At 66.6% G+C, this 20,601-nt stretch carries 18 protein-coding genes; 10 read left to right on the forward strand and 8 right to left on the reverse strand.

What is annotated here, in order from left to right:
- Positions 1–8: 8 nt before the first annotated feature.
- The gene (locus VAR608DRAFT_RS00110) at positions 9–2,087 is read right to left on the reverse strand and encodes a VIT and vWA domain-containing protein (RefSeq protein ID WP_088952208.1); all 2,079 of its coding nucleotides are present in this window, start codon (positions 2,085–2,087) and stop codon (positions 9–11) included.
- A 329-nt stretch (positions 2,088–2,416) separates the two neighbouring features.
- On the opposite strand from VAR608DRAFT_RS00110, the gene VAR608DRAFT_RS00115 reads away from it, so the two are divergent.
- Both VAR608DRAFT_RS00115 and VAR608DRAFT_RS00120 read left to right on the forward strand, forming a co-directional pair.
- On the forward strand, positions 2,417–4,798 hold the full coding sequence (locus tag VAR608DRAFT_RS00115; protein ID WP_088952209.1) for a penicillin-binding protein 1A: 2,382 nt from the start codon (positions 2,417–2,419) through the stop codon (positions 4,796–4,798).
- Positions 4,799–4,893: 95 nt separating this feature from the next.
- Positions 4,894–5,499: a hypothetical protein gene (locus VAR608DRAFT_RS00120; protein ID WP_088952210.1), complete on the forward strand. Its 606-nt coding sequence runs from the start codon at positions 4,894–4,896 to the stop codon at positions 5,497–5,499.
- On the opposite strand, the gene creC is transcribed toward VAR608DRAFT_RS00120, so the two are convergent.
- The 4 genes from creC to VAR608DRAFT_RS00140 all read right to left on the reverse strand — a co-directional run bounded on the left by creC (position 5,493) and on the right by VAR608DRAFT_RS00140 (position 8,807).
- Entirely contained in the window at positions 5,493–6,932 is a 1,440-nt protein-coding gene (gene creC / locus VAR608DRAFT_RS00125; protein WP_088952211.1) for a two-component system sensor histidine kinase CreC, read from the reverse strand. The genes VAR608DRAFT_RS00120 and creC overlap by 7 nt on opposite strands.
- 4 nt (positions 6,933–6,936) lie before the next feature.
- Positions 6,937–7,698: a two-component system response regulator CreB gene (gene creB / locus VAR608DRAFT_RS00130; RefSeq protein ID WP_088952212.1), complete on the reverse strand. Its 762-nt coding sequence runs from the start codon at positions 7,696–7,698 to the stop codon at positions 6,937–6,939.
- Between the two features lie 31 nt (positions 7,699–7,729).
- Positions 7,730–8,497, reverse strand: coding sequence for a TIGR04325 family methyltransferase (locus VAR608DRAFT_RS00135; RefSeq protein WP_088952213.1), 768 nt, complete (start codon positions 8,495–8,497; stop codon positions 7,730–7,732).
- 115 nt (positions 8,498–8,612) lie between these two features.
- Positions 8,613–8,807 carry a heavy-metal-associated domain-containing protein gene (locus VAR608DRAFT_RS00140; RefSeq protein ID WP_088952214.1) on the reverse strand — a complete coding sequence of 65 codons (195 nt, stop codon included), beginning with the start codon at positions 8,805–8,807 and terminating at the stop codon, positions 8,613–8,615.
- A gap of 440 nt (positions 8,808–9,247) precedes the next feature.
- On the opposite strand from VAR608DRAFT_RS00140, the gene VAR608DRAFT_RS00145 reads away from it, so the two are divergent.
- A complete protein-coding gene (locus VAR608DRAFT_RS00145) occupies positions 9,248–9,937 on the forward strand; it encodes a response regulator transcription factor (RefSeq protein ID WP_088952215.1) in 690 nt (229 codons plus the stop codon).
- Positions 9,938–9,939: 2 nt separating this feature from the next.
- Entirely contained in the window at positions 9,940–11,304 is a 1,365-nt protein-coding gene (locus VAR608DRAFT_RS00150) for a sensor histidine kinase (RefSeq protein WP_231973087.1), read from the forward strand.
- Positions 11,305–11,336: 32 nt separating this feature from the next.
- Here VAR608DRAFT_RS00150 and VAR608DRAFT_RS00155 read toward each other — a convergent pair whose 3' ends face one another.
- Entirely contained in the window at positions 11,337–12,440 is a 1,104-nt protein-coding gene (locus VAR608DRAFT_RS00155) for an alkene reductase (RefSeq protein ID WP_088952217.1), read from the reverse strand.
- A 146-nt stretch (positions 12,441–12,586) separates the two neighbouring features.
- Positions 12,587–13,195 carry a glutathione transferase GstA gene (gene gstA, locus VAR608DRAFT_RS00160; RefSeq protein WP_088952218.1) on the reverse strand — a complete coding sequence of 203 codons (609 nt, stop codon included), beginning with the start codon at positions 13,193–13,195 and terminating at the stop codon, positions 12,587–12,589.
- Between the two features lie 269 nt (positions 13,196–13,464).
- On the opposite strand from gstA, the gene mnmG reads away from it, so the two are divergent.
- From mnmG to VAR608DRAFT_RS00190, 6 genes are read left to right on the forward strand one after another with little or no spacing between them, the layout of a single operon-like run.
- On the forward strand, positions 13,465–15,411 hold the full coding sequence (gene mnmG / locus VAR608DRAFT_RS00165; RefSeq protein WP_088952219.1) for a tRNA uridine-5-carboxymethylaminomethyl(34) synthesis enzyme MnmG: 1,947 nt from the start codon (positions 13,465–13,467) through the stop codon (positions 15,409–15,411).
- Positions 15,408–16,046 carry a 16S rRNA (guanine(527)-N(7))-methyltransferase RsmG gene (gene rsmG, locus VAR608DRAFT_RS00170; RefSeq protein WP_088952220.1) on the forward strand — a complete coding sequence of 213 codons (639 nt, stop codon included), beginning with the start codon at positions 15,408–15,410 and terminating at the stop codon, positions 16,044–16,046. Before mnmG ends, rsmG begins: the two co-directional genes overlap by 4 nt.
- Positions 16,047–16,105: 59 nt before the next feature.
- The gene (locus VAR608DRAFT_RS00175) at positions 16,106–16,720 is read left to right on the forward strand and encodes a LysE family transporter (protein ID WP_088952221.1); all 615 of its coding nucleotides are present in this window, start codon (positions 16,106–16,108) and stop codon (positions 16,718–16,720) included.
- A gap of 10 nt (positions 16,721–16,730) precedes the next feature.
- Positions 16,731–17,600 carry a ParA family protein gene (locus tag VAR608DRAFT_RS00180; RefSeq protein ID WP_088952222.1) on the forward strand — a complete coding sequence of 290 codons (870 nt, stop codon included), beginning with the start codon at positions 16,731–16,733 and terminating at the stop codon, positions 17,598–17,600.
- A gap of 31 nt (positions 17,601–17,631) precedes the next feature.
- A complete protein-coding gene (locus VAR608DRAFT_RS00185; protein WP_088952223.1) occupies positions 17,632–18,174 on the forward strand; it encodes an RBBP9/YdeN family alpha/beta hydrolase in 543 nt (180 codons plus the stop codon).
- Between the two features lie 5 nt (positions 18,175–18,179).
- Positions 18,180–19,130 carry a ParB/RepB/Spo0J family partition protein gene (locus VAR608DRAFT_RS00190; protein WP_088952224.1) on the forward strand — a complete coding sequence of 317 codons (951 nt, stop codon included), beginning with the start codon at positions 18,180–18,182 and terminating at the stop codon, positions 19,128–19,130.
- Here VAR608DRAFT_RS00190 and VAR608DRAFT_RS00195 read toward each other — a convergent pair.
- Entirely contained in the window at positions 19,120–20,544 is a 1,425-nt protein-coding gene (locus tag VAR608DRAFT_RS00195; RefSeq protein ID WP_088952225.1) for an FAD-binding oxidoreductase, read from the reverse strand. The genes VAR608DRAFT_RS00190 and VAR608DRAFT_RS00195 overlap by 11 nt on opposite strands.
- Positions 20,545–20,601: the final 57 nt, after the last annotated feature.

The raw sequence follows: 20,601 nt of genomic DNA on the forward strand, positions 1-20,601 counted from the left end.
TGCACCCCTCAGGCAGTGAACCGGCGTGCGTCGTGACGCCGCGCACGGCGGCGCAGCATCGCGAGCATCGAGACGACGACCGCGATCGCACCGAGCGTTTCGGGTTCGGGCGTGCTCGGCACCTCGGCGCCGAGGCTCTGGCCGAGCGCGAGTTCGCTCACGCCCTTGGGCAGCGGCAGCGGCTGGTCGACGCCGACGCCGTTCTGCGGCGCGACATTGCGCACGACCTTGTCCACCGCGATGAAGCTCGTGTACTGCGTCAGCAGGCTGTAGCGCAGGCCGAGCTCGGTGATGCGCTTGCGATAGTCGTCGCCGCCCTCCAGCGCTTCCTGGTCGCCGAGGCTCGCGATGCGGTGGCGCGCCCAGAGGCTGCGCAGCGCGGCGGCGTCCCTGCGCGCGTCCGGATCGACCTTCAGTTCCTGCCGATACGGGCCGTTGGCGCTGCGGCCTTCGATGATCACGCGGCCCTGGGGCTCGCCGCGCCATTTGCCGAACACGATCACCGGGCGCTCGCCGAGCACGTCGGGCAAGGCCATGGGTTCGACGTCGTAGACATCCAGCCCTTCGAAGCGCGCCTTCACGCTGGTGAGCACCGGCGATTCGATCATGCGGCGGAAGCGCGCCGCCTGTTCGGGCGCCTGCACCGGATCGGTGACGATGAAAGGCTCGCCCATGCCGGCACGCGCGAGGCCTTCCATCAGATGCCGGTTGACCGACGAACCGATGCCGAAGGCGAAGAGATTGGCCTTGGAGAGGTTCTTGCGCACCAGCTCGAAGGCTTCGCGCTCGACGGTGACGTAGCCGTCGGTCACGACCACGATGGTGCGCGACACGTCATCGGCCTTCGGTTCGGCATAGGCGCGCTTCAAGGCCGGGATGAGCTCCGTGCTGCCGCTGCCGCCGTAGTTGCGCAGGGTGGCGAGCGCCTGCTCGATGTTGGCGCGCGTGGCGGGCACCGAGTGCGGCGACAGCATGCGGTTGCTGCCCGAGAACAGCAGCAGGTTGAAGCTGTCGCTCGGCCGCAGTCCGCCGATGAGCCGCTCCAGGGTGGCCTTCGCGGTGTCCAGCGGAAAGCCGTGCATCGAGCCCGAGATGTCGACCACGAAGATGTAGTCGCGCGGCGAGATGACATTCGCGGGCACCGACTTCGGCGGCTCGACCATCGCGAGGAAGAAGTTCTCGGCGCTTTCTCCTTGACTGCCGTGGCCTTCATAGAGCATCAGGCCCGATTCGATGCGCTCGCCGGCGAGCCGGTAGTCGAGCACGAAGTCGCGGTTGTCGGCCGGGCCGCTGCCGCGCGCGAGCGTGATGTCGGCATGCTCGTCGCCGTCGCGGCGCTGCACGTCGATCTCGTGCGTGAGCGAGCGCACTTCCTTGATGCCCATCGGTGTGTCGAGCGCAACCTTGAGCTGGAAGCGGGTGTTCGGCTCGATGCCCGCGCGCAGGACAGGCTGCGCGACCCATCGCGCCTGGGCATTCTCCGACTGCGGGCTGTTGTAGCGCGGCCCCACCACCGTCGGAAAGACGAACTGGTAGTTGCCGCCCTGCGGCACGAGCAGCTCGGTGTAGCGCAGCTCGACCTTGACGTCGTCGCCCGGCAGGATGTTCGCGACGTTCATCTGGAACACGTTGGGCAGGTGCTGCTCGAGCAGCGCGGCGGTCTTGCCTTCCTTCTTCGCGCTGTCGTACTCGATGCGCGCCTGCTCCTTCTCGCGGATCTGCGCGGTGACGAGGCGATCGGCCAGGCGCACGTTGAGGCCGCTCACCGCCGCCTTCGTGGAGCCGGGGAAGACGTAGCGCGCCTCGATCGGGCGCTTTCCTTCATTGCGATAAGTCTGCGTAACGGTCACGTCCGCGATCACGCCGGAGATCTTCACGTCGACCTCGGTGCCCTTGAGCGGCAGGCGATCGACTTCGGGGTCGTCGCTCTTCACGAAGAAGTACGGGCTCTCGGTCTTCAGGCGCGGGCCGGGCGCCTCTTCCTGCGCATGCACGGGCCGGGCGAGCAGCAGGGCGAAGCAGGTGGTGGCGAGGCCGAGCGTGCCGAGCCAGAGCCAGCGGCCGGGGCGGGGTATGGAAGCTTCCATGACGTTGGGTCCTTGTCCCTCGATGTCGTGCAACGGTGCACGTCCCCAATGTCGAAGGAGACCGCGAAGCCTGTTGGAAGCGTGTTGGAAGCCAGTTTGAAGCCGCCTGCGTTGTGTGAAGTCCGTGTGAAGTCAGGGCTTCACACGGGCTTCGGCGGCATGCATCAGCATTAGGGCGCCATCCCTTTTGAGATCCGGGCCGGGAACTGGAAAATGCGGGGTTGCTCCTATTCCGGCCGACGTCGCTATCCGTCGCTATCCGACTGATAGCAAATGTATGACTCTGTAAAAGAGTATTCCGAGCATCCCCCGCGTCGGCCCTCATCTACATGTCGAAACCATCTCCTTCCAGCGAGCCCGCGCGCTCGGCTCCCCCGAGCCGGTTGCGCCGCATGGCCATCTGGGGCGGCGCCGCGATTGCGGCCGGTGCCCTCGTCGTGATGATCGGCGCGGCGACCGCGGTTGCCGTGATCTATCCGAAGCTCCCGAGCATCTCCGACCTCGCGGACTATCGCCCCAAGCTGCCCCTGCGCGTGTTCGCCGCCGACGGCAGCCTGATCGGCGAATTCGGCGAGGAGCGCCGCAATCTCACGCCCTTCGCGGACATCCCGAAGGTCATGAAGGACGCGGTGCTCGCGGTCGAGGACGCGCGCTTCTACGACCACGGCGGCGTCGACTACAAGGGCTTCGTTCGCGCGGCCTTCTCGAGCCTGCACGGCGGCCGGCAGCAGGGCGCCTCCACCATCACGATGCAGGTGGCGCGCAACGTCTACCTGAGCTCTGAACGCACCTTGAGCCGCAAGGCCTATGAAATCCTGCTGTCGATGCAGCTCGAACGCCAGCTCACCAAGGACCAGATCCTGGAGATCTACCTGAACCAGATCTACCTCGGCAATCGCGCCTACGGTTTCGCGGCCGCTGCCGAGACCTACTTCGGCAAGCCGCTGCAGAAGGTGACGATCGCCGAGGCCGCGATGCTCGCGGGCCTGCCGAAGGCGCCGGGCACCAACAACCCGGTGGCCAACCCGCGCCGCGCGCGCGCACGGCAGCTCTACGTGATCGACCGCATGCAGGAGACCGGCTTCATCAGCGCCGAACAGGCGGATGCGGCCAAGAAGGAGGAACTTCACCTGCGCGATGCCGCCGACCCCAATCGCCTGCACGCCGAGTACGTGGCAGAGACGGTGCGGCAGATGATGCATGCGCAGTACGGCGACAGCATCTACACCAGCGGGCTCAAGGTCTATACCTCGCTCGATTCGGCCGACCAGGCGGCGGCCTATCGATCGCTGCGTCGCGGCATCCTGGACTACGAACGCCGCCAGCCCTATCGCGGCCCCGAAGCCTTCGCCGATCTGCCTGACGATCCGAAGCAGCAGGACGATGCGGTGGACGACGCGCTCGCCGATCACCCCGACAACGGCGACCTCGTCGCCGCCGTCGTGCTCGCAGCCGGCCCCAAGGAAGTCACCGCGGTGCGCGCCAACGGCGAAACGCTGCAGATAAGCGGCGAAGGCCTGCGTCCCGCGCAATCGGGCCTGGCCGCGAAGGCGCCGGCCGCGATCCAGATCCGCCGCGGCGCGGTGATCCGCGTCGCCAGGATGGCCAAGGGCGGCTGGGAGATCACGCAGGTGCCGGAGGTCGAAGGCGCGTTCGTCGCGATGGACCCGAAGAGCGGCGCGGTCAAGGCGCTGGTGGGCGGCTTCGACTTCGGGCGCAGCAAGTTCAACCATGTCACGCAGGCGTGGCGCCAGCCCGGATCGAGCTTCAAGCCGTTCATCTACTCGGCCGCGCTCGAGAAGGGCTTCGCGCCGAGCACCATCGTCAACGATGCGCCGCTGTCCTTCGAGGCCGGCCCCGGCGGGCAGGCCTGGGAGCCGAAGAACTACGACGGCACCTATGACGGCCCGATCACGCTGCGGCGCGCGCTGCAGCAGTCGAAGAACATGGTCACGATCCGCGTGCTCCAGTCCATCGGCGTCGATTACGCGCAGGACTGGGTCACCCGCTTCGGCTTCGACCGCGACAAGCAGCCGGCCAACCTGCCGATGGCGCTCGGCGCGGGCTCGGTCACGCCGATGCAGATGGCGGCTGCGTACTCGGTGTTCGCCAACGGCGGCTATCGCGTGAATCCGTACCTCGTCACGCGCGTCACCGACATGAAGGACAAGGTCCTGCTCGAAACCGAAGCGCCGGTCCTCGACGAAAGCCGGCGCACGATCCCCGAGCGCAATGCTTTCGTCATGGGCTCGCTGCTGCAGAGCGTGGTGAAGGGCGGCACGGCCGCCAAGGCCGGCCAGGCGCTGCGCCGCAGCGACCTCTTCGGCAAGACCGGCACCACCAACGATTCGTTCGACACCTGGTTCGCGGGCTTCCAGCCTTCGATGGTCGGGATCGCATGGATCGGCTACGACACGCCGCGCCAGCTCGGCGTGCGCGGCGAGACCGGCGGCAGCCTGAGCCTGCCGATCTGGATCGGCTTCATGCAGACGGCCCTGAAGGGCGTGCCGGTGACCGAGCCGCGCGCGCCGGACGGACTCATCAACCTAGACGGCGAGTGGTACTTCGACGAGTTCGGGCCGGGCCACGGCGTCGCCAGCCTCGGTGTCGATACGCAGGCCCCGACCTCGGCCGAAGCGCTCGCAGGGGCCCCGGTCGGCGCGCCGCCGCCCGCCGAGGAGCGCAGTCGCATCCTCGACTTCTTCCGATAGGCCGCCGCGCCGGCGGCGGGATAGCCGAGGCGCGAAATGCACGAAAGGGGATGCGGAGCTATCTACACTCCACATCCCCTTTCTCACATCCGGCCATGGAATTCCTGATCCTGGCGACGCTCGTCCTCGTCGGCGCCTCCATCCTCAAGTCGACGGACCAGCGCCGCCGCATCGCACTGCTCGGCAGCTACCTCGGCAACTACCAGATCGAGAGGCTGATGGAGAACCTCACCGAGGGCTACCTGCGCTGCCTGGGCGAAGACGATCCCGAGCGCCGCTCGCAGATCTGGGCCTTGCTCGACGACACCGAGCGCAAGCTCGCGACGCAGTTCAGCAACTTCGCCGCCGAGTTCTCGCGCGTGGACGAAAGGGAAGCGCGCGTCAGCACCCTGCCGATCGCCATTCCTTTTGCGGGCCAGTTGCTGCCGGCCGCGACCTTCGATTTGCGCCGCGCCTTCGCGATCCACGCGCGCGGCATCGCGGAGGTGATGCAGAACGAGGCCCACCGCACGCACAAGGCCAAGGCCTACATGATGTCCGCCGAGCTCTTCCTGATGCAGCACACCTGCCACTGGTTCTGCAAGTCGAAGGCGGTGGCTTCGGCGCGCATGCTCGCCCGGCACAAGACCGCCTACCAGCAGCTCATCGATGCGGTCAGCCCCGCAACGCGCAGCGCCTACCTCGAACTGACCCGTCAGTGATGCGCGAGCAGCGGCAGCGTGAGCGTGGCCTGCGCGCCGCCGCGCGGCGCGTTGACGAGTTCGACGCGGCCCTGGTGCAGCGTGGCGATCTCCTTCACGAAGGCCAGCCCGAGCCCGGTGCTCTTCTTCTGGCTGTGCGGACGGGCCAGCGAATAGAACTTCTCGAACACCTTGTCCTTCGCGAACTCGGGGATGCCCTTGCCGCGATCGCGCACCGTGATCCGCGCCCGGCGTCCTTCGGCCTCGAGCGCCAGCAGCACTTCGGCACCGTCCGGTGAGAAGTCGATCGCGTTGTCGAGCAGGTTGCTGACCGCACGGCGCAGCAGGAAGGGATCGCCTTCCACGCGCGCTTCATTGTGGATCGCGACGTTGATGCGGACATCGCGCTTCGACGCCGCGGCCTGCGCGCCCGCGCCGATGTCGCGCAAGAGCGGCCCCAGCGCCACCGGCTCGCTGCGTTCCAGCGCACGCCGCGTCTCCAGCGCGGTGAGCTCCATCATGCGATCGACGATCTCCTGGATGCGCTGCGTCTCGCGCGCGATGTTGGCGAGGAAGCGTTCGCGCTCGGCCTGCGGCATCGAGGGTTCCTGGATCAGCTCGGCGGCGCCACGGATCGCGGAAAGCGGGCTCTTCACCTCGTGCGTGAAGGTCTGCACGTAGTCGGCCACGTAGTTCCGGCCGGTCAGCGCATCGCGCATCTCGCGCAGGCCGCCGCGCAGCGTGTCCGCCGCGCGCCGCACCATGCGCGACAGGCTCAGGCTGCGCTGGCTGCGCAGCCAGCCGAGGTAGTCCGAGATGAGCCCGAAGGGCCGCACCAGCCAGATCGACACGATGATCGCGAGCACCAGCAGCGCCAAGGCCGAGCCGACACCGACCCACAACGTGCGTGCGCGCGCGTCCTCGACGAACTGCCCGAAGCTGCGCACCGGCTTGCCGACGGTGACGACGCCTACGATCTCGTTGCCCCAGCGGATCGGCGCCCCGACATACATCACCGAGGTCAGCGGATCGCCCGCGATGTCGCGCGAGGTGCGCGCGCCGTAGACGCCGGCCAGTGACCGGCTCACGTCGGTGCGTTGCGAGAAGTCGGCGCCGGCGTTGCGGCCCAGCGAATCGAAAAGCACGCGACCCGTGCGGTCGGTGACGTACATGCGCAGTTCGACGCGGTTCTTGTGCAGGTTGTAGATCTGCGCCGAGAACTGCCGCGCATAGACCGAGCGGAACAGCGGGTCGAGGCGCGATACGTTGATCGCGCCCGCGATCACGTCCTGCTCGATGAGGCTCGCCATCAGCTGCGAGGTCTCGACCAGCGATTCCTCCGCCGACTCGCGGTAGCGCGGATCGATGTCCGCCACCACGCGGTAGAGCAGGAAGGCGATGCCGACCGTGTAGATCAGCAGGATGCCGATGAAGATCCGGGTTCTGCGCGTCACCCTGTCACGCGCCGGATGGCAGCTCTTCGTTCAGCGCATAGCCGGTGCCGCGCAGGGTGCGGATCGGCTCGACGTTGGGCGCGATCGCCTTGAGCTTGGCGCGCAGGGTCTTGATGTGTGCGTCCACGGTGCGGTCGAAGCTCTCGCTCGATTCGTCCCACACGAGGCGCAGCAGCTCGTCGCGCGTGAAGACGCGGCCGGGGCGCTGTACCAGGAGCCGCAACAGCCCGTATTCGTAGCGCGAGAGTTCGAGCAGGCGGCCGTAATAGCGGATCTGCATGCGCTCGGTGTCGACCGCGAAGGGGACGGCGGGCGAGGGCGCCGGTGCAGGCGCGGCTGTCGGCGCCGCCGGCGCGCTCTGCCCACCCTGCCCACTTTGGCCATTGCGACCGCTGCGCCGCAGGATGGTCCGCACGCGCGCCACCAGCTCGCGGGGAGAAAAAGGCTTGGCCACGTAGTCGTCCGCGCCGAGCTCCAGGCCCACCACGCGGTCGATCTCGTCGCTGCGCGCCGTGAGAAAGAGCATCGGGACCTGCGCGCCGCCGGGCAGCGCCTGCAGCCGCTTGAAGAGCTCGAAGCCGTTCATGTCCGGCAAGCCGATGTCGAGAATCGCGAGCGCCGGCGGCTCGGCGGCGAACTGCGTGATCGCCTCCTGCGCGGTCGGGCACCACACCGGCACGAAGCCATCGGTGCGCAGCACGTACTGCAGGGTGTCGGCGATGCCGGATTCGTCTTCGGCGATCAGGATCCGGGGGTTGAACAGCATGGCCCGGATGGTAGCCCGCTGTCGTGCGGGCTCAGTGTCTGTCGAAGCAGCAGCCGGCGTAGTAGGGCTTGTCGCCGCCTTCGACGAAGGGCACCTCGATCGGCTTGCCCTCGTTGCGCCAGGCGTCGCGGCGCACGTAGCCCGCCGCGGTGAGATCGGCGAAGATCCGGTCGTGGTGCTCGATGCGGTAGGGGCACACCGCCACGCCGATGCTGTTGAGCGTGTACATGGTCTTCTCGGGATGCACCGCAGCCGTGTTGATGATGATGCGCTTCGGCTTCACCGGCAGCTCGGCCAGCAGCTCGGAGAGGTGCTGCGGCAGGTATTGCAGGCAGCCGGAGGCATAGAGGATGTCGCAGCCGCTCGCGTCGTGGAAATCGGTGGTGAAGGCTAGCTGGCCGGCGACTTGGCGCTGCGCCGCGACCTCGGCGCCGGCCTTGATCACGCCGGGCACGTCGCAAACCGTCCAGTGCAGGTCCGGCGGGTAGTTGAGCACGCGCCGGAACGCGTAGTACTTGATGCCGATGTGGCCGCCCAGGTCGAACACGGTGCGCAAACCGCTGTCCAGCGAGCGACCGAGCCAGAAGAGAGCCGGGTAGTCGTAGAAGGCGATCTGGTGGCTGTAGAGGTTCGCGGCTTCAGGCGTGTCGTAGCCCACCGCCTTGCCGGCCGGCGCATGGGCCTCGGCATCCGCGAAGCTCTCGAAAGAACCCATGAACAGGTTCTCGTCCCGGTTCTCGAGGAATTTGCGGCGGTAGCCGGATTCGCGAACCGAGGAAGGCAGGAGGCTGGAAAGCATGGCACCTCGTTGATGTCAGCAGAGACGACACATTTTGCACGTTGAAACATAAAGTATTCAACTGCTACGAGGCCTTCCGATGCTTCCGGGCCCTCCAGAAACGGAAATGCTGTTGTTATTGCGCTTTATAGCCGGCGTTTTCGATGGCCACGATGATGTCCGCGCGCGGGTGTTCGCTGACGACGTCGACATGACCCGTTTCCAGGTCGACCGTGACCTGTGCCTTGGGATCGATGGTCTGTACCGCGTTCTGCACCAGATTGGCGCAATGCCCGCAGCTCATGCCGGTGACCTGGAATTTCTGGCTCATTGGAGTGGCTCCTTTTCCGACTGGATGACGACAAGCCCCGAGTTTGAACCTTCTCGCCATGGCAATGTCCAGCGCGGGGGCGCGGCGTGCGGAAAAAAGCGGCTGTTCCTACTCTTCTTCTATTTCTCTTATTCTGATTAGTAGTAGTAGATAAGGGTCGCGCGCGACTGTGGACATATCGATTTTTCTGTTGCGCGACAGGGACTTGCAGTTTCCCGTTCACTGTGTGCAGCCGCGCTTTCGCGGCGTTCGCCGAACTCGAACAACTCCGGAAAGGGCGATCGGCCTGTGGATAACCCATCGCTTGTGCCGCAACTGTCCCCAGGGTTGTGCTTTGACAGACCCGAGGGATTCCGTGTAGAGGGTGCGAAATCGGTCGCGGCGCGCCCCGTGCATGCTGTACAAACACAAACCCTTACTTTTCTCTCCATGTCCGAGCTATGCGAATCCTCCTGGTTGAAGACGACGCCGTGTTGCGCACCGTGATGCTGCGCAGCCTGGGTGATGCGGGGCACCGCGTCGATGTAGCGGCGAGCGTGGAAGAAGCGGAGCACCTCTGGCGGGTGCAGACCTTCGACGCCGTGCTGCTCGATCTGAATCTGCCGGCCACGCCGAGCCCGACCAGCGGCCTGGCCAGCGGCTTGACGGCATTGCGGCATGCGCGCCAGCGCGGCGATCGCACGCCGGTCCTGATACTGACCGCCCGGGACCGCACCGAGGAGCGCATCGCCGGCCTGGATGCGGGCGCCGACGACTACCTCGGCAAGCCTTTCGATCTCGCGGAGGTGGAGGCGCGTCTTCGCGCGCTGGTGCGTCGCGCCCAGGGCACGGAGGACATCTCCACCCTCGGACGCCTGCGGCTCGACCGTCGCGCGCGGCGCTTCGGCATCGGCAATGTGCCGCTCGATCTGCCGGCGCGCGAGTTCGAGGTGCTGTGGGAGCTGATGAGCCCGCCGGGCCGCACCATCAGCAAGCGCGAGCTGTCGGACAAGCTCTCGAGCTTCGACGACTCCCTGGGCGACAACGCGCTCGAAGCCTTCATCTCGCGCCTGCGCAAGAAGCTGGTCGGTAGCGGCGCGGCGATCCGGACCTTGCGCGGCATCGGCTATCTGCTGGAAGCCGAAGTGTGAGCGTGACGCCGCCGCGCAGGTCGGGCGCGCCGTCGCTGACCACGCGCGTGCTGCGCGGCGTGCTGCTGCCGCTGGCGCTGACCTGGTTTCTCGGCACGGCGGTGGCGCTGTATCTCGCGAGCTATTTCACGCGCCAGGCTTTCGACCGCGCGTTGCTCGACGATGCCTATGCGATATCGGCCAATGTGCGAACAGGGCAGCACGGCATCGAGTTGCAGCTGTCGCCGCGCGAAGTCACGAACATGCTCTTCGACCAGGACGAGCAGGTGTACTTCGCGGTGCTGCGGCCCGATGGATCGCTGCTGGCCGGCAATCCGGGATTGCTGGCGCCGCTGCCGGACGAAGGCGCGCGGCATCGTTTCTCGGAAGTGATCTACGACGGCCGGCCGTTGCGGGCGGTGGTGATGAATCATGACGAGCCCGATGCCTACAGCGTGGTGGTGGCGCAAACGACCTCAGCGCGCAGCGTGCTGATCGAAAGGCTGCTGATCTATTCGATCGCGCCGCAGATCGTGTTGCTGGGATTGCTTGCGACCTGGCTGCTGCGCCACATCCGGCGCGAGCTTCGTCCGCTCGGTGAATTGCGCCAGACGCTGGAGAAGCGCAATGCGAGCGACCTGAAGCCGGTGCCGGTCGCAAGAAGCTCGCGCGAGCTGGAGCAGTTGGGCGACACGCTCAATGCCCTGCTCGAAAGGCTGGCGCAGAGTGCGTCGGCGCAGCGCGAGTTCGCCGGCAACGTGGCGCATGAACTGCGCACGCCGCTCGCCGGCATCCGTGCGCTCGCGGACTATGGCCTCGCGCAGCAAAAACCGGCCGTGTGGCGCGAGCAGCTGGAGCAGATCGCGACCAGCCAGGCGCGTGCCAGCCATCTGGTGGACCAGCTGCTGGCGCTGGCGCTGGCCAACGAGAGGCGCACGGGTTTGCAGCAGCAGGCGGTGCGTCTGGACGAGCTGATCCGGCAGGCGGTGCTGCGCCATCTGGCCCGCGCCGACGCCAAGGGCGTGGATCTGGGCGCGAAGGGCATCGACGAACCGGTCACGGTGCAGGCAAGCATGGCGCTGGTCGAGGGCACGCTCGACAACCTGATCGACAACGCGCTGCGTTACGGCGGACACACGATCACCATCGAACTCGATGGCAGGACCATGAGCGTGATCGACGATGGCCCCGGCATCCCCGATGCGGCCCAGCGCGACCTGATGCAGCGGTGGACGCAGGGGCCCGAGGGCCAGAAGCTCGGCGAAGGCGCCGGGCTCGGCCTGGCGATCGTGGCGCGCTACGCGAAGCTGCTCGATGCGGAGCTCAGCTTCGCGAAGGCTTCGGAGGAAGGCGGGCTGCGCGTCAGCCTGGCTTTCGGGCCGGACTGACGCGATGCGCCTGCGCCCCTGGGTGCGGCCTGTCAGGCCAGCGCCGGATAGTCGATATAGCCCGCTTCGCCGCCGCCGTAGAAGGTCTTGTTGTCCCACGCATTGAGTGGCGCGTTCTCGCGCAGGCGGCGCACGAGGTCGGGGTTCGAGATGAAGGGCTTGCCGAAGGCGACGAGGTCGTCGCCTTCCTTCAGTGCCTCTTCGGCGAGCGGCTTGTCGTAGCCGTTGTTCACCATCCATGCGCCCTTGCCTCCGGCTTGGGCGTAGGCGGCCTTCAGCGCTTCGTAGTCGAAAGGCCGGTCGGCGATTTCGCGCGGGCCGCCGGTCGCGCCCTCGATGACGTGGATGTAGGCGAGGTTCAGCGTCGCGAGCTGGCGGATCAGGTAGTCGAAGAGCGGTTGCGGGTTGTCGTCGTAGACGTCGTTGGCGGGCGTGACGGGCGACAGGCGGATGCCGACCTTGCCGCCGCCCACCGCATCGACCACGGCGCGCGTCACTTCGAGCAGAAGGCGTGCGCGGTTCTCGATGCTGCCGCCGTAGTCGTCGGTGCGCTTGTTGCTGCCGTTCTTGAGGAACTGGTCGAGCAGATAGCCGTTCGCGCCGTGGATCTCGACGCCGTCGAAACCGGCGGTCTCGACCGCGTTGCGCGCGGCGACCGCGTAGCCGTGCACGATGCCGGGTAGTTCGGCGGCTTCGAGCGCGCGCGGCTCGGAGGTTTCGGTGAAGGTCGGGACGCCGTTCTTGATCAGCACGGTCTTGGTCTTCGCCGCGATCGCCGAAGGCGCGACCGGCTTGCCGCCCTCGGGCTGGAGCTCGGTGTGCGAGACGCGGCCGACGTGCCAGAGCTGCACCACGATCTTGCCGCCCTTGGCGTGCACCGCGTGGGTCACGCGCTTCCATGCGTCGAGCTGTTCGGTGCCATAGAGGCCCGGAACGTCCGCGTAGCCCTGGCCCTGGTGGCTGATCGCGGTGGCTTCGGTGATCAGCAGGCCCGCGCTCGCGCGCTGCGCGTAGTAGGTCGCGGTGATGGCCTGCGGAATGGCGTTGGGCGAGCGGTTGCGCGTGAGCGGCGCCATGACGACGCGGTTGCGCAGATGCAGGTCGCCGACCTGGATGGGATCGAAGAGGGAGGACATGTTCACGTTGCTTGTTGTTGAGAACGAGGCAAGGGTAAACCCGAAGCGCATCCCCCGCTGTCACGGGGTTGTCCGTTTGCTGGTAGGCGGGCCCGCTGCCGGCTCGCGGCCGAGGCCACGCAGCGATGGAACGCCCGCCCCGGCGCTTACTTGACGAGGCCTTCCAGCTTCATCGCTTCCTGTACGGCGGGACGCGCAGCGATGCGGGCGTGCCACGCGGCGACGTTCGGGAAGCCGGAAAGCTCGATGCCCATCGGCTTGGCCCAGTTGGTGACGGTGAACAGGTAGCCGTCGGCAACCGTGAAGTGGTCGCCCATCAGGAAGGCCTTGCCCTCGAACTGGCCATTGAGCCATTCGTAGCGCGACTGGAGCTTGGCCTTGAAGACCGCCTTGGCCTCTTCCGGCATGCTGGGGTTGAAAAGCGGCGAGAAGGTCTTGTGGATCTCGGTGCCGATGAAGGTCAGCCACTCCTGCAGGCGGTAGCGCGGCAGGGTGCCGTTGGCGGGCGCGAGATTCTTGTTGGGCGCGAGGTCGGCGATGTACTGCACGATCGCCGGGCCTTCGCGAAGGCGCGTGCCGTCGTCGAGCTCGAGCATCGGCACGTAGCCAAGCGGGTTGATGCCGTAGTAGTCGGTGCCGTCCTGGAGCTTGTGGCTCTTGGTGCTGGCGAGTACCGGTTCGAAGGCGAGCCCGGCTTCGCGCAGCGCGATGTGGGGGGACAGCGAGCAGGCGCCCGGCGAGTAATACAACTTCATGCAAAAACCTCCAAGGGAATATCGATAGGTGTTTTTCGGAAGGGGAGGACGATGCTAGCGGGTTCGGGCGGACCGCGTTTTTTGTCCTGAGGGGGCCTCGCGAGGCGGCGATGGCAGCATGGCGTGAGCATCCACTAACTAAACGATTGCTATCAAATAGATAGCAACAGTTCAAGCACTGGCTTTGTCCCCAAAGCGGCGAGTGACGCTGCCGGCGATTAAAATCATGGCCCCCTTTGCGCAGCGCACGCGGCAGTGCGCCCACTCTCATGCTGTATCCCGAAGAATTCGATGTGATCGTTGTCGGCGGAGGCCATGCCGGCACCGAAGCGGCGCTCGCATCCGCCCGGATGGGCGCCCGCACGCTCCTTTTGACCCACAACATCGAGACGCTGGGGCAGATGAGCTGCAATCCGTCGATCGGCGGCATCGGCAAGGGCCATCTGGTCAAGGAAGTCGATGCGCTGGGTGGCGCGATGGCGATCGCGACGGACGAGGCCGGGATCCAGTTCCGGGTGCTGAATTCGAGCAAAGGTCCGGCGGTGCGTGCGACGCGCGCGCAAGCCGACCGCGTACTCTACAAGGCCGCGATCCGGCGCCGGCTGGAGAACCAGCCGAATCTCTCGCTTTTCCAGCAGGCCGTGGACGACCTCATGATCGAGGGCGATCGCGTCATCGGCGCCGTGACGCAGGTTGGGATCGCTTTCCGCGCCCGCACCGTCGTGCTGACCGCGGGGACCTTCCTCGACGGCCGCATCCATGTGGGGCTGGACAACTACCAGGCCGGCCGGGCGGGCGATCCGCCCGCGGTGAGCCTGTCGGCACGTCTCAAGGAACTCAAGCTGCCGCAAGGGCGGCTCAAGACCGGCACGCCGCCGCGTCTCGATGGCCGCACCATCGATTTCTCGAAGTGCACCGAGCAGCCGGGCGACGGCATGCCGGGTGGGGCAGGGCCGATGCCGGTCTTCAGCTTCATGGGTCGCGCGGACATGCATCCGCAGCAGATGCCGTGCTGGATCACGAACACCAATGCACGCACGCACGAGATCATCCGCTCCGGCTTCGATCGCAGCCCGATGTTCACCGGCAAGATCGACGGTGTCGGTCCGCGCTACTGCCCGAGCGTGGAAGACAAGATCAATCGCTTCGCGGACAAGGAAAGCCACCAGATCTTCCTCGAGCCCGAGGGGCTGACCACCAACGAGTACTACCCGAACGGGATCTCGACCAGCCTGCCGTTCGACATCCAGTTCAAGCTGGTGCGTTCGATGGCCGGGTTGGAGAACGCCCACATCCTGCGTCCAGGCTACGCGATCGAGTACGACTATTTCGACCCCCGCGAGCTCAAGAGCAACTTCGAGACGCGCGCCATCCGGGGTTTGTTCTTCGCCGGGCAGATCAACGGCACGACCGGCTACGAAGAGGCCGCGGCTCAGGGGCTGTTCGCCGGCATCAACGCGGCGCTCCAGTGCAGGGGAGAGGCGCCTTGGCTGCCCCGGCGTGACGAGGCCTACCTGGGCGTGCTGGTCGACGACTTGATCACCAAGGGCGTGACCGAGCCGTACCGGATGTTCACGAGCCGGGCCGAATTCCGGCTCCAGCTTCGCGAAGACAACGCCGACATGCGGCTGACCGAGGTCGGCCGCAAGCTCGGGCTGGTGGACGATGCCCGCTGGGACGCTTTCTCGCGCAAACGCGACCTTGTTTCACGTGAAACAGAGCGGCTGCGTTCGATCTGGGTGAATCCGCGCAATCTGGCGGCCGCCGAATCCGAACGGGTGCTGGGTAAGGCGATCGATCACGAATACAACCTCGGCGATCTGCTGCGGCGCCCCAATGTGAGCTACGAATCGCTCATGTCGCTGGACGGCGGCAAGTACCGCTCGGACGAAACGCTCGGCGAGACGGAAATCGAGCAGATCGAAATCGCCGCCAAGTATTCCGGCTACATCGACCGCCAGCACGACGAAGTGGAGCGCGCCGCACACTTCGAGAGCCTCAAGCTGCCGGACGATCTGGATTACAGCCAGGTCAAGGCGCTGAGCATCGAAGTCCGGCAAAAGCTGGCGAAGCACCGCCCCGAGACCTTGGGCATGGCATCGCGCATCTCCGGCGTGACGCCGGCGGCGATCTCGCTGCTGATGATCCATCTTCGCAAGGGTGGACACCGGGCACTCCTGCGCGAAGCAGCAGCCGAAGCGCAGTCCGACGAATGAGCCAGAAGGAACAGCTGCGCCGGGGCGCCGAGGCACTCGGCATCGCGCTCGGCGGCGAACAGGCGGAACGGCTCCTGGCGTACGGAGACCTCATCCTTAAATGGAACAAGGTCTACAACCTGACCGCGCTCCGGGATCCAGCGGCCGTCCTGACCCATCATTTGCTCGACAGTCTGGCCGCCGTCGGTCCTCTCCAGCGCCAGCGGGGTGGGGCGGCCAAGCTGCTTGACGTGGGCGCGGGCGCCGGATTGCCCGGCGTCGTGATCGCGATTCTTCGGGGCGACGTCCAGGTCACCTGCGTGGACGCGGTCGCGAAGAAGGCGGCCTTCGTCCAGCAAGTGGCGTCGGAATTGGCGTTGCGAAACCTGCACGGGCTGCATGCCCGGGTCGAGGCGCTGACCGGCAGTTACGACGTCATCAGCTCACGCGCCTTTTCGTCCTTGCCTGATTTCGTGCTCGGATCCGTTCATCTTCTGGCGCCGGACGGCGTCTGGATGGCGATGAAGGGCAAGGTGCCGAACGACGAAATCGCCCAGCTTCCGCCCCAGGCCGAGGTGTTTCACGTGGAACAACTGCTCGTTCCGGGGCTGGATGCCGAGCGCTGCATCGTCTGGATGCGAAAACCTGCCGGTTGAGCGGTCGGCTCCGCGCCGACCTCGCTTAGACTCGGCGCATCCCTTTTTGAGCCATTCGCATGTTCGGCATCGCTGATTACGGCGCGTTCGTCGCAGCCATCATCCTTTTTCTCGCGATTCCCGGACCGGGCAACCTGGCGCTGATCACTTCGACCAGCAAAGGTGGCATCCGCGGCGGCATGGCGGCGACTTTCGGCCTGATTTCAGGGGATCAGGTGCTCATGTGGGCCGCTGTCGCGGGCGTTGCGACCTTGCTCGCTGCCTATCCGACCGCCTTCCACCTCGTCCAGTGGCTCGGCGCGGTCTATCTTGCGTGGCTCGGCTTCAAGATGCTGCGTACCAAGCCCGGCGCTGCGCCGATCCTCAATATCCGTCCCCGCCAGTACTTCCAGCAGGCGGTGACGATCACGCTGTTGAATCCGAAGGCGATCGTCTTCTACATGGCATTTTTCCCGCTCTTCGTCGATCCGGCACGCCATCAGGGCCTCACGACCTTCGCGGTCATGGCGATGACCATCGCCTTCCTGACCTTCCTCTACGGCCTCACCGCCACGCTGCTGACCCACTTCCTGGCCGAAAGAGTCCGCGCCAACCCGCGTGCGACGGTCTGGCTCAACAAGATCGCCGGCGTGTTCCTGATCGGTTTCGGCGTCCGGCTCGCGATCTCGAGGTAAGCCGCGCGTCATGGCAAAGATCTTCTGCATTGCGAACCAGAAGGGCGGCGTCGGCAAGACGACGACCACGGTGAATCTGGCTGCCGGCCTGGCGAAGGTCGGACAACGGGTCCTGATGATCGATCTCGACCCCCAGGGCAACGCGACCATGGGCTCCGGCATCGACAAGCGGCAGCTCGAGACCACGGTGTACGACGTGCTGCTCGAATCGGCCTCGGTCGCCGAAGCGCGGGTGAGGGCCGAGAAATGCGGCTACGACGTGCTGGGCGCAAACCGCGAGCTGGCCGGGGCAGAAGTCGAAATGGTGGCGCTCGACCGGCGCGAGAAACGCCTGCGCACTTCGCTCGCGGCCGTCGGCGCCGAGTACGACTTCATCCTCATCGATTGCCCCCCGAGCCTGAGCCTGCTGACGCTCAACGGCCTGTGCGCGGCGCATGGCGTCATCGTGCCCATGCAGTGCGAGTACTTTGCGCTCGAAGGGCTGACGGACCTCGTCAACACCATCAAGCAGGTCCACGCCAACCTCAACAAGAACCTGCAGATCATCGGCCTGCTGCGCGTGATGTTCGATCCGCGCATCACGCTGCAGCAGCAGGTCAGCGAGCAACTCAAGGCGCACTTCGGCGAGAAGGTGTTCGACACCGTCATTCCGCGCAACGTGCGGCTCGCGGAAGCTCCGAGCTACGGCCTTCCGGGCGTGGTCTTCGATCCGCCGGCCAAGGGCAGCCAGGCTTTCATCGCCTTCGCAGAAGAGCTGGTGCGCAAGATGCCGCCGGCCAGTGCCATGAGCTCCGATGCCTCGGCGCCCGCCGTGCCAACGCCGATGGACCCGCCGCCGGTGACGGTCCATGCACCCGAGGAAACACCGGAATCCCCCTGACCACACCCACCACTCCACGCCTACCTCACCGATGACTTCTTCCCAGATCCTGTTGCTGCCCGGCTGGCAGAACAGCGACCCCGCCCACTGGCAAAGCCGCTGGGAAGCGATCCATGGCGACCGCCGCGTCGAGCAGCATGACTGGATGAGGCCCCTGCGCGGCGACTGGTCGGCGCGCCTGGAGGAGGAGGTCATTGCTGCGCCGGGGCCGGTGGTCCTGGTGGCGCACAGTCTCGGCTGCATCCTCGTCGCGGCCTGGGCGGCGCATTCGCGCCATGCCGGCAAGGTGCGTGCTGCGCTGCTGGTCGCGCCGGGCGACGTCGAGCGCGAAGATCTGCGGCAGATGATCCCGGGCTGGGCCCCGATCGTGCGCCGGCCGCTGCCATTTCCGTCGCTGATGGTCGCGGCCCCCAACGACCCTTACTGCGCCGCCGAGCGCTCGCGCGGGTTGGCGCGCGATTGGGGCGCGAACTACATCGACGCCGGCGCACGCGGCCACATCAACAGCGAATCCGGCCTCGGCGACTGGCCCGAGGGCCGCAAGCTCCTGACCGATCTCCTGAAAGAAGACTGATCTCCATGGCGACCAAAAAACCCAAGGGCCTCGGCCGCGGACTCGAAGCCCTGCTGGGCCCCACCTTCAACGGGCCAGACACCGCCTTGCCGGACGATTCGGCGCCGCCGAGCCCGACGTCGCTGAACCTCGACCAGATGGTGCCGGGCGTCTATCAGCCGCGGACCCGAATGGACGAGGGCGCGCTCTATGAACTCGCCGAGAGCATCAAGGCGCAGGGGATCATGCAGCCGATCCTCGTGCGCCGCCTCGATGGGGACGCCGCGCGCATGAAGAACGCCGAATTCGAGATCATCGCCGGCGAGCGCCGCTTCCGCGCCGCCCGCCTTGCCGGGCTCGAAAGTGTGCCCGTGCTGGTCCGCGACGTGCCCAACGAGGCCGCCGCCGCCATGTCGCTGATCGAGAACATCCAGCGCGAAGACCTCAACCCGCTGGAAGAAGCCCAGGGTTTGCAACGTCTGGTCATTGAGTTTGGACTCACTCACGAATCGGCTGCGCAAGCCGTGGGACGCTCCCGGAGCGCCGCCAGCAACCTGCTGCGCCTGTTGAATCTGGCCGAGCCGGCGCAGGCGATGCTCATGGCCGGCGACATCGACATGGGTCACGCGCGCGCGCTGCTGTCGCTTGACAAGGGCACCCAGATCACGGCCGCGAACCAGATCGCGGCCAGGAAGATGTCGGTGCGCGAAGCCGAGGCGCTGGTGAAGCGGCTGGCCGCCGAGTTCAGCCTGACGCCGACATCGCGCCGCGGCACCCCCGAGAAATCGCGCGATCTGCTGCGCGTGGAAGAAGAGCTTGCCGACCTGCTCGCCGCCGAGGTCGAGGTGCGCATCAAGAAGCGCAGCAAGCGCGGCGGGCGCGTGGAAGAGAGCGGCGAACTGGCGATCCACTTCGGATCGCTGGACGCCCTCAACGGCCTGATCGACCGCATTCGCCAGACGGCAGCTACAGACTGAAGATTTTTCCGGGGTTCATGATGTTCTTCGGATCGAGCGCACGCTTGATCGTCCGCATCAGCTCTACCGCGCCGGCGCCGGCCTCATCGACCAGGAAGCCCATCTTGTGCAGCCCCACGCCGTGCTCGCCGGTGCAGGTGCCTTCGAGCGACAGGGCGCGCGCGACCAGCGAGTGATTCAGTTGCTCGGCCGTTTCGCGTTCCTTCGGATCGTTGGGATCCAGGAGGTAGCCGAAGTGGAAATTGCCGTCGCCGACATGGCCGACGAGGAAGTAGGGGATGCCGCTCGCATCGGCTTCGGCGACCGATTCGAGCAGGCAGTCGGCCAGCCGGGAGATCGGCACGCAGGTATCGGTCGAGATCACGCGGCAGCCCGGGCGCGATTGCACCGCGGCGAAATAGCTGTTGTGGCGCGCGGTCCAGAGGCGGGTGCGCTCCTCGGGCGTGCTGGCCCATTCGAAGGCATTGCCGCCGTGGCCGCTCGCGATCTCCTGCACCGTCTCGGCCTGCTCCTTGACACCGGTGGGAGAGCCGTGGAATTCCATCAGCAGCATCGGCTCTTCGCGCAGGCTGAGCTTGGCATAGGCATTGACCATGCGCACCGTGTTCACGTCGATCAGTTCGACGCGCGCGATCGGCACGCCGAGCTGGATGGTCTCGATGACCGTGCGCACCGCCGCCTCGATGCTCGGGAACGAGCAGATCGCCGCCGAAACCGCCTCGGGCAGCGGATAGATCCGCAGCGTGATCTCGGTGATCACGCCCAGCGTGCCTTCGCTGCCGACGAACAGGCGCGTGAGGTCGTAGCCGGCGGAAGACTTCTTGGCGCGCGTGCCGGTGCGGATGACCTCGCCGCTCGCGGTCACCACCTCGAGCGAGAGGACGTTCTCGCGCATCGTGCCGTAGCGCACGGCGTTGGTGCCGCTCGCGCGCGTGGCGGACATGCCGCCGATCGAGGCATCGGCGCCCGGATCGATCGGGAAGAAGAGGCCAGTGCTCTTGATCTCCTCGTTGAGCTGCTTGCGCGTCACGCCGGGCTGCACCGTCACCGTCAGGTCGTCGGCATTGACCGACAGCACGCGGTTCATGCGCCCGACGTCGATGCTGATGCCGCCCTGCACCGCGAGCAGGTGGCCTTCGAGCGAGGAGCCCACGCCGAAGGGGATCACCGGCACGCTGTAGTCGCTCGCCAGCCTCACTGCATCGGCCACGTCCTGCGTGCTTTCGGCGAACACGACGGCAGAGGGCGGCGGCGCTTCGAAGGAGGATTCGTCACGGCCGTGCTGGGTGCGCACCGCCATCGCGGTCGAGCACTGATCGCCGAAGCGGGCCTTCAGGGCGTCGATCAGCGCATCGGGTACCTCGCGCAGCGCGATCTCGGGCGTCAGGTGGGACAGTGCGGCGGGGGCGTTCATCGGCAGACTCCTGAAGGGGGCTAACATTCTACGAACCGCACTCTCGAAAGAAGACAG

The organism is Variovorax sp. HW608, assembly GCF_900090195.1.
Taxonomy (GTDB): domain Bacteria; phylum Pseudomonadota; class Gammaproteobacteria; order Burkholderiales; family Burkholderiaceae_C; genus Variovorax.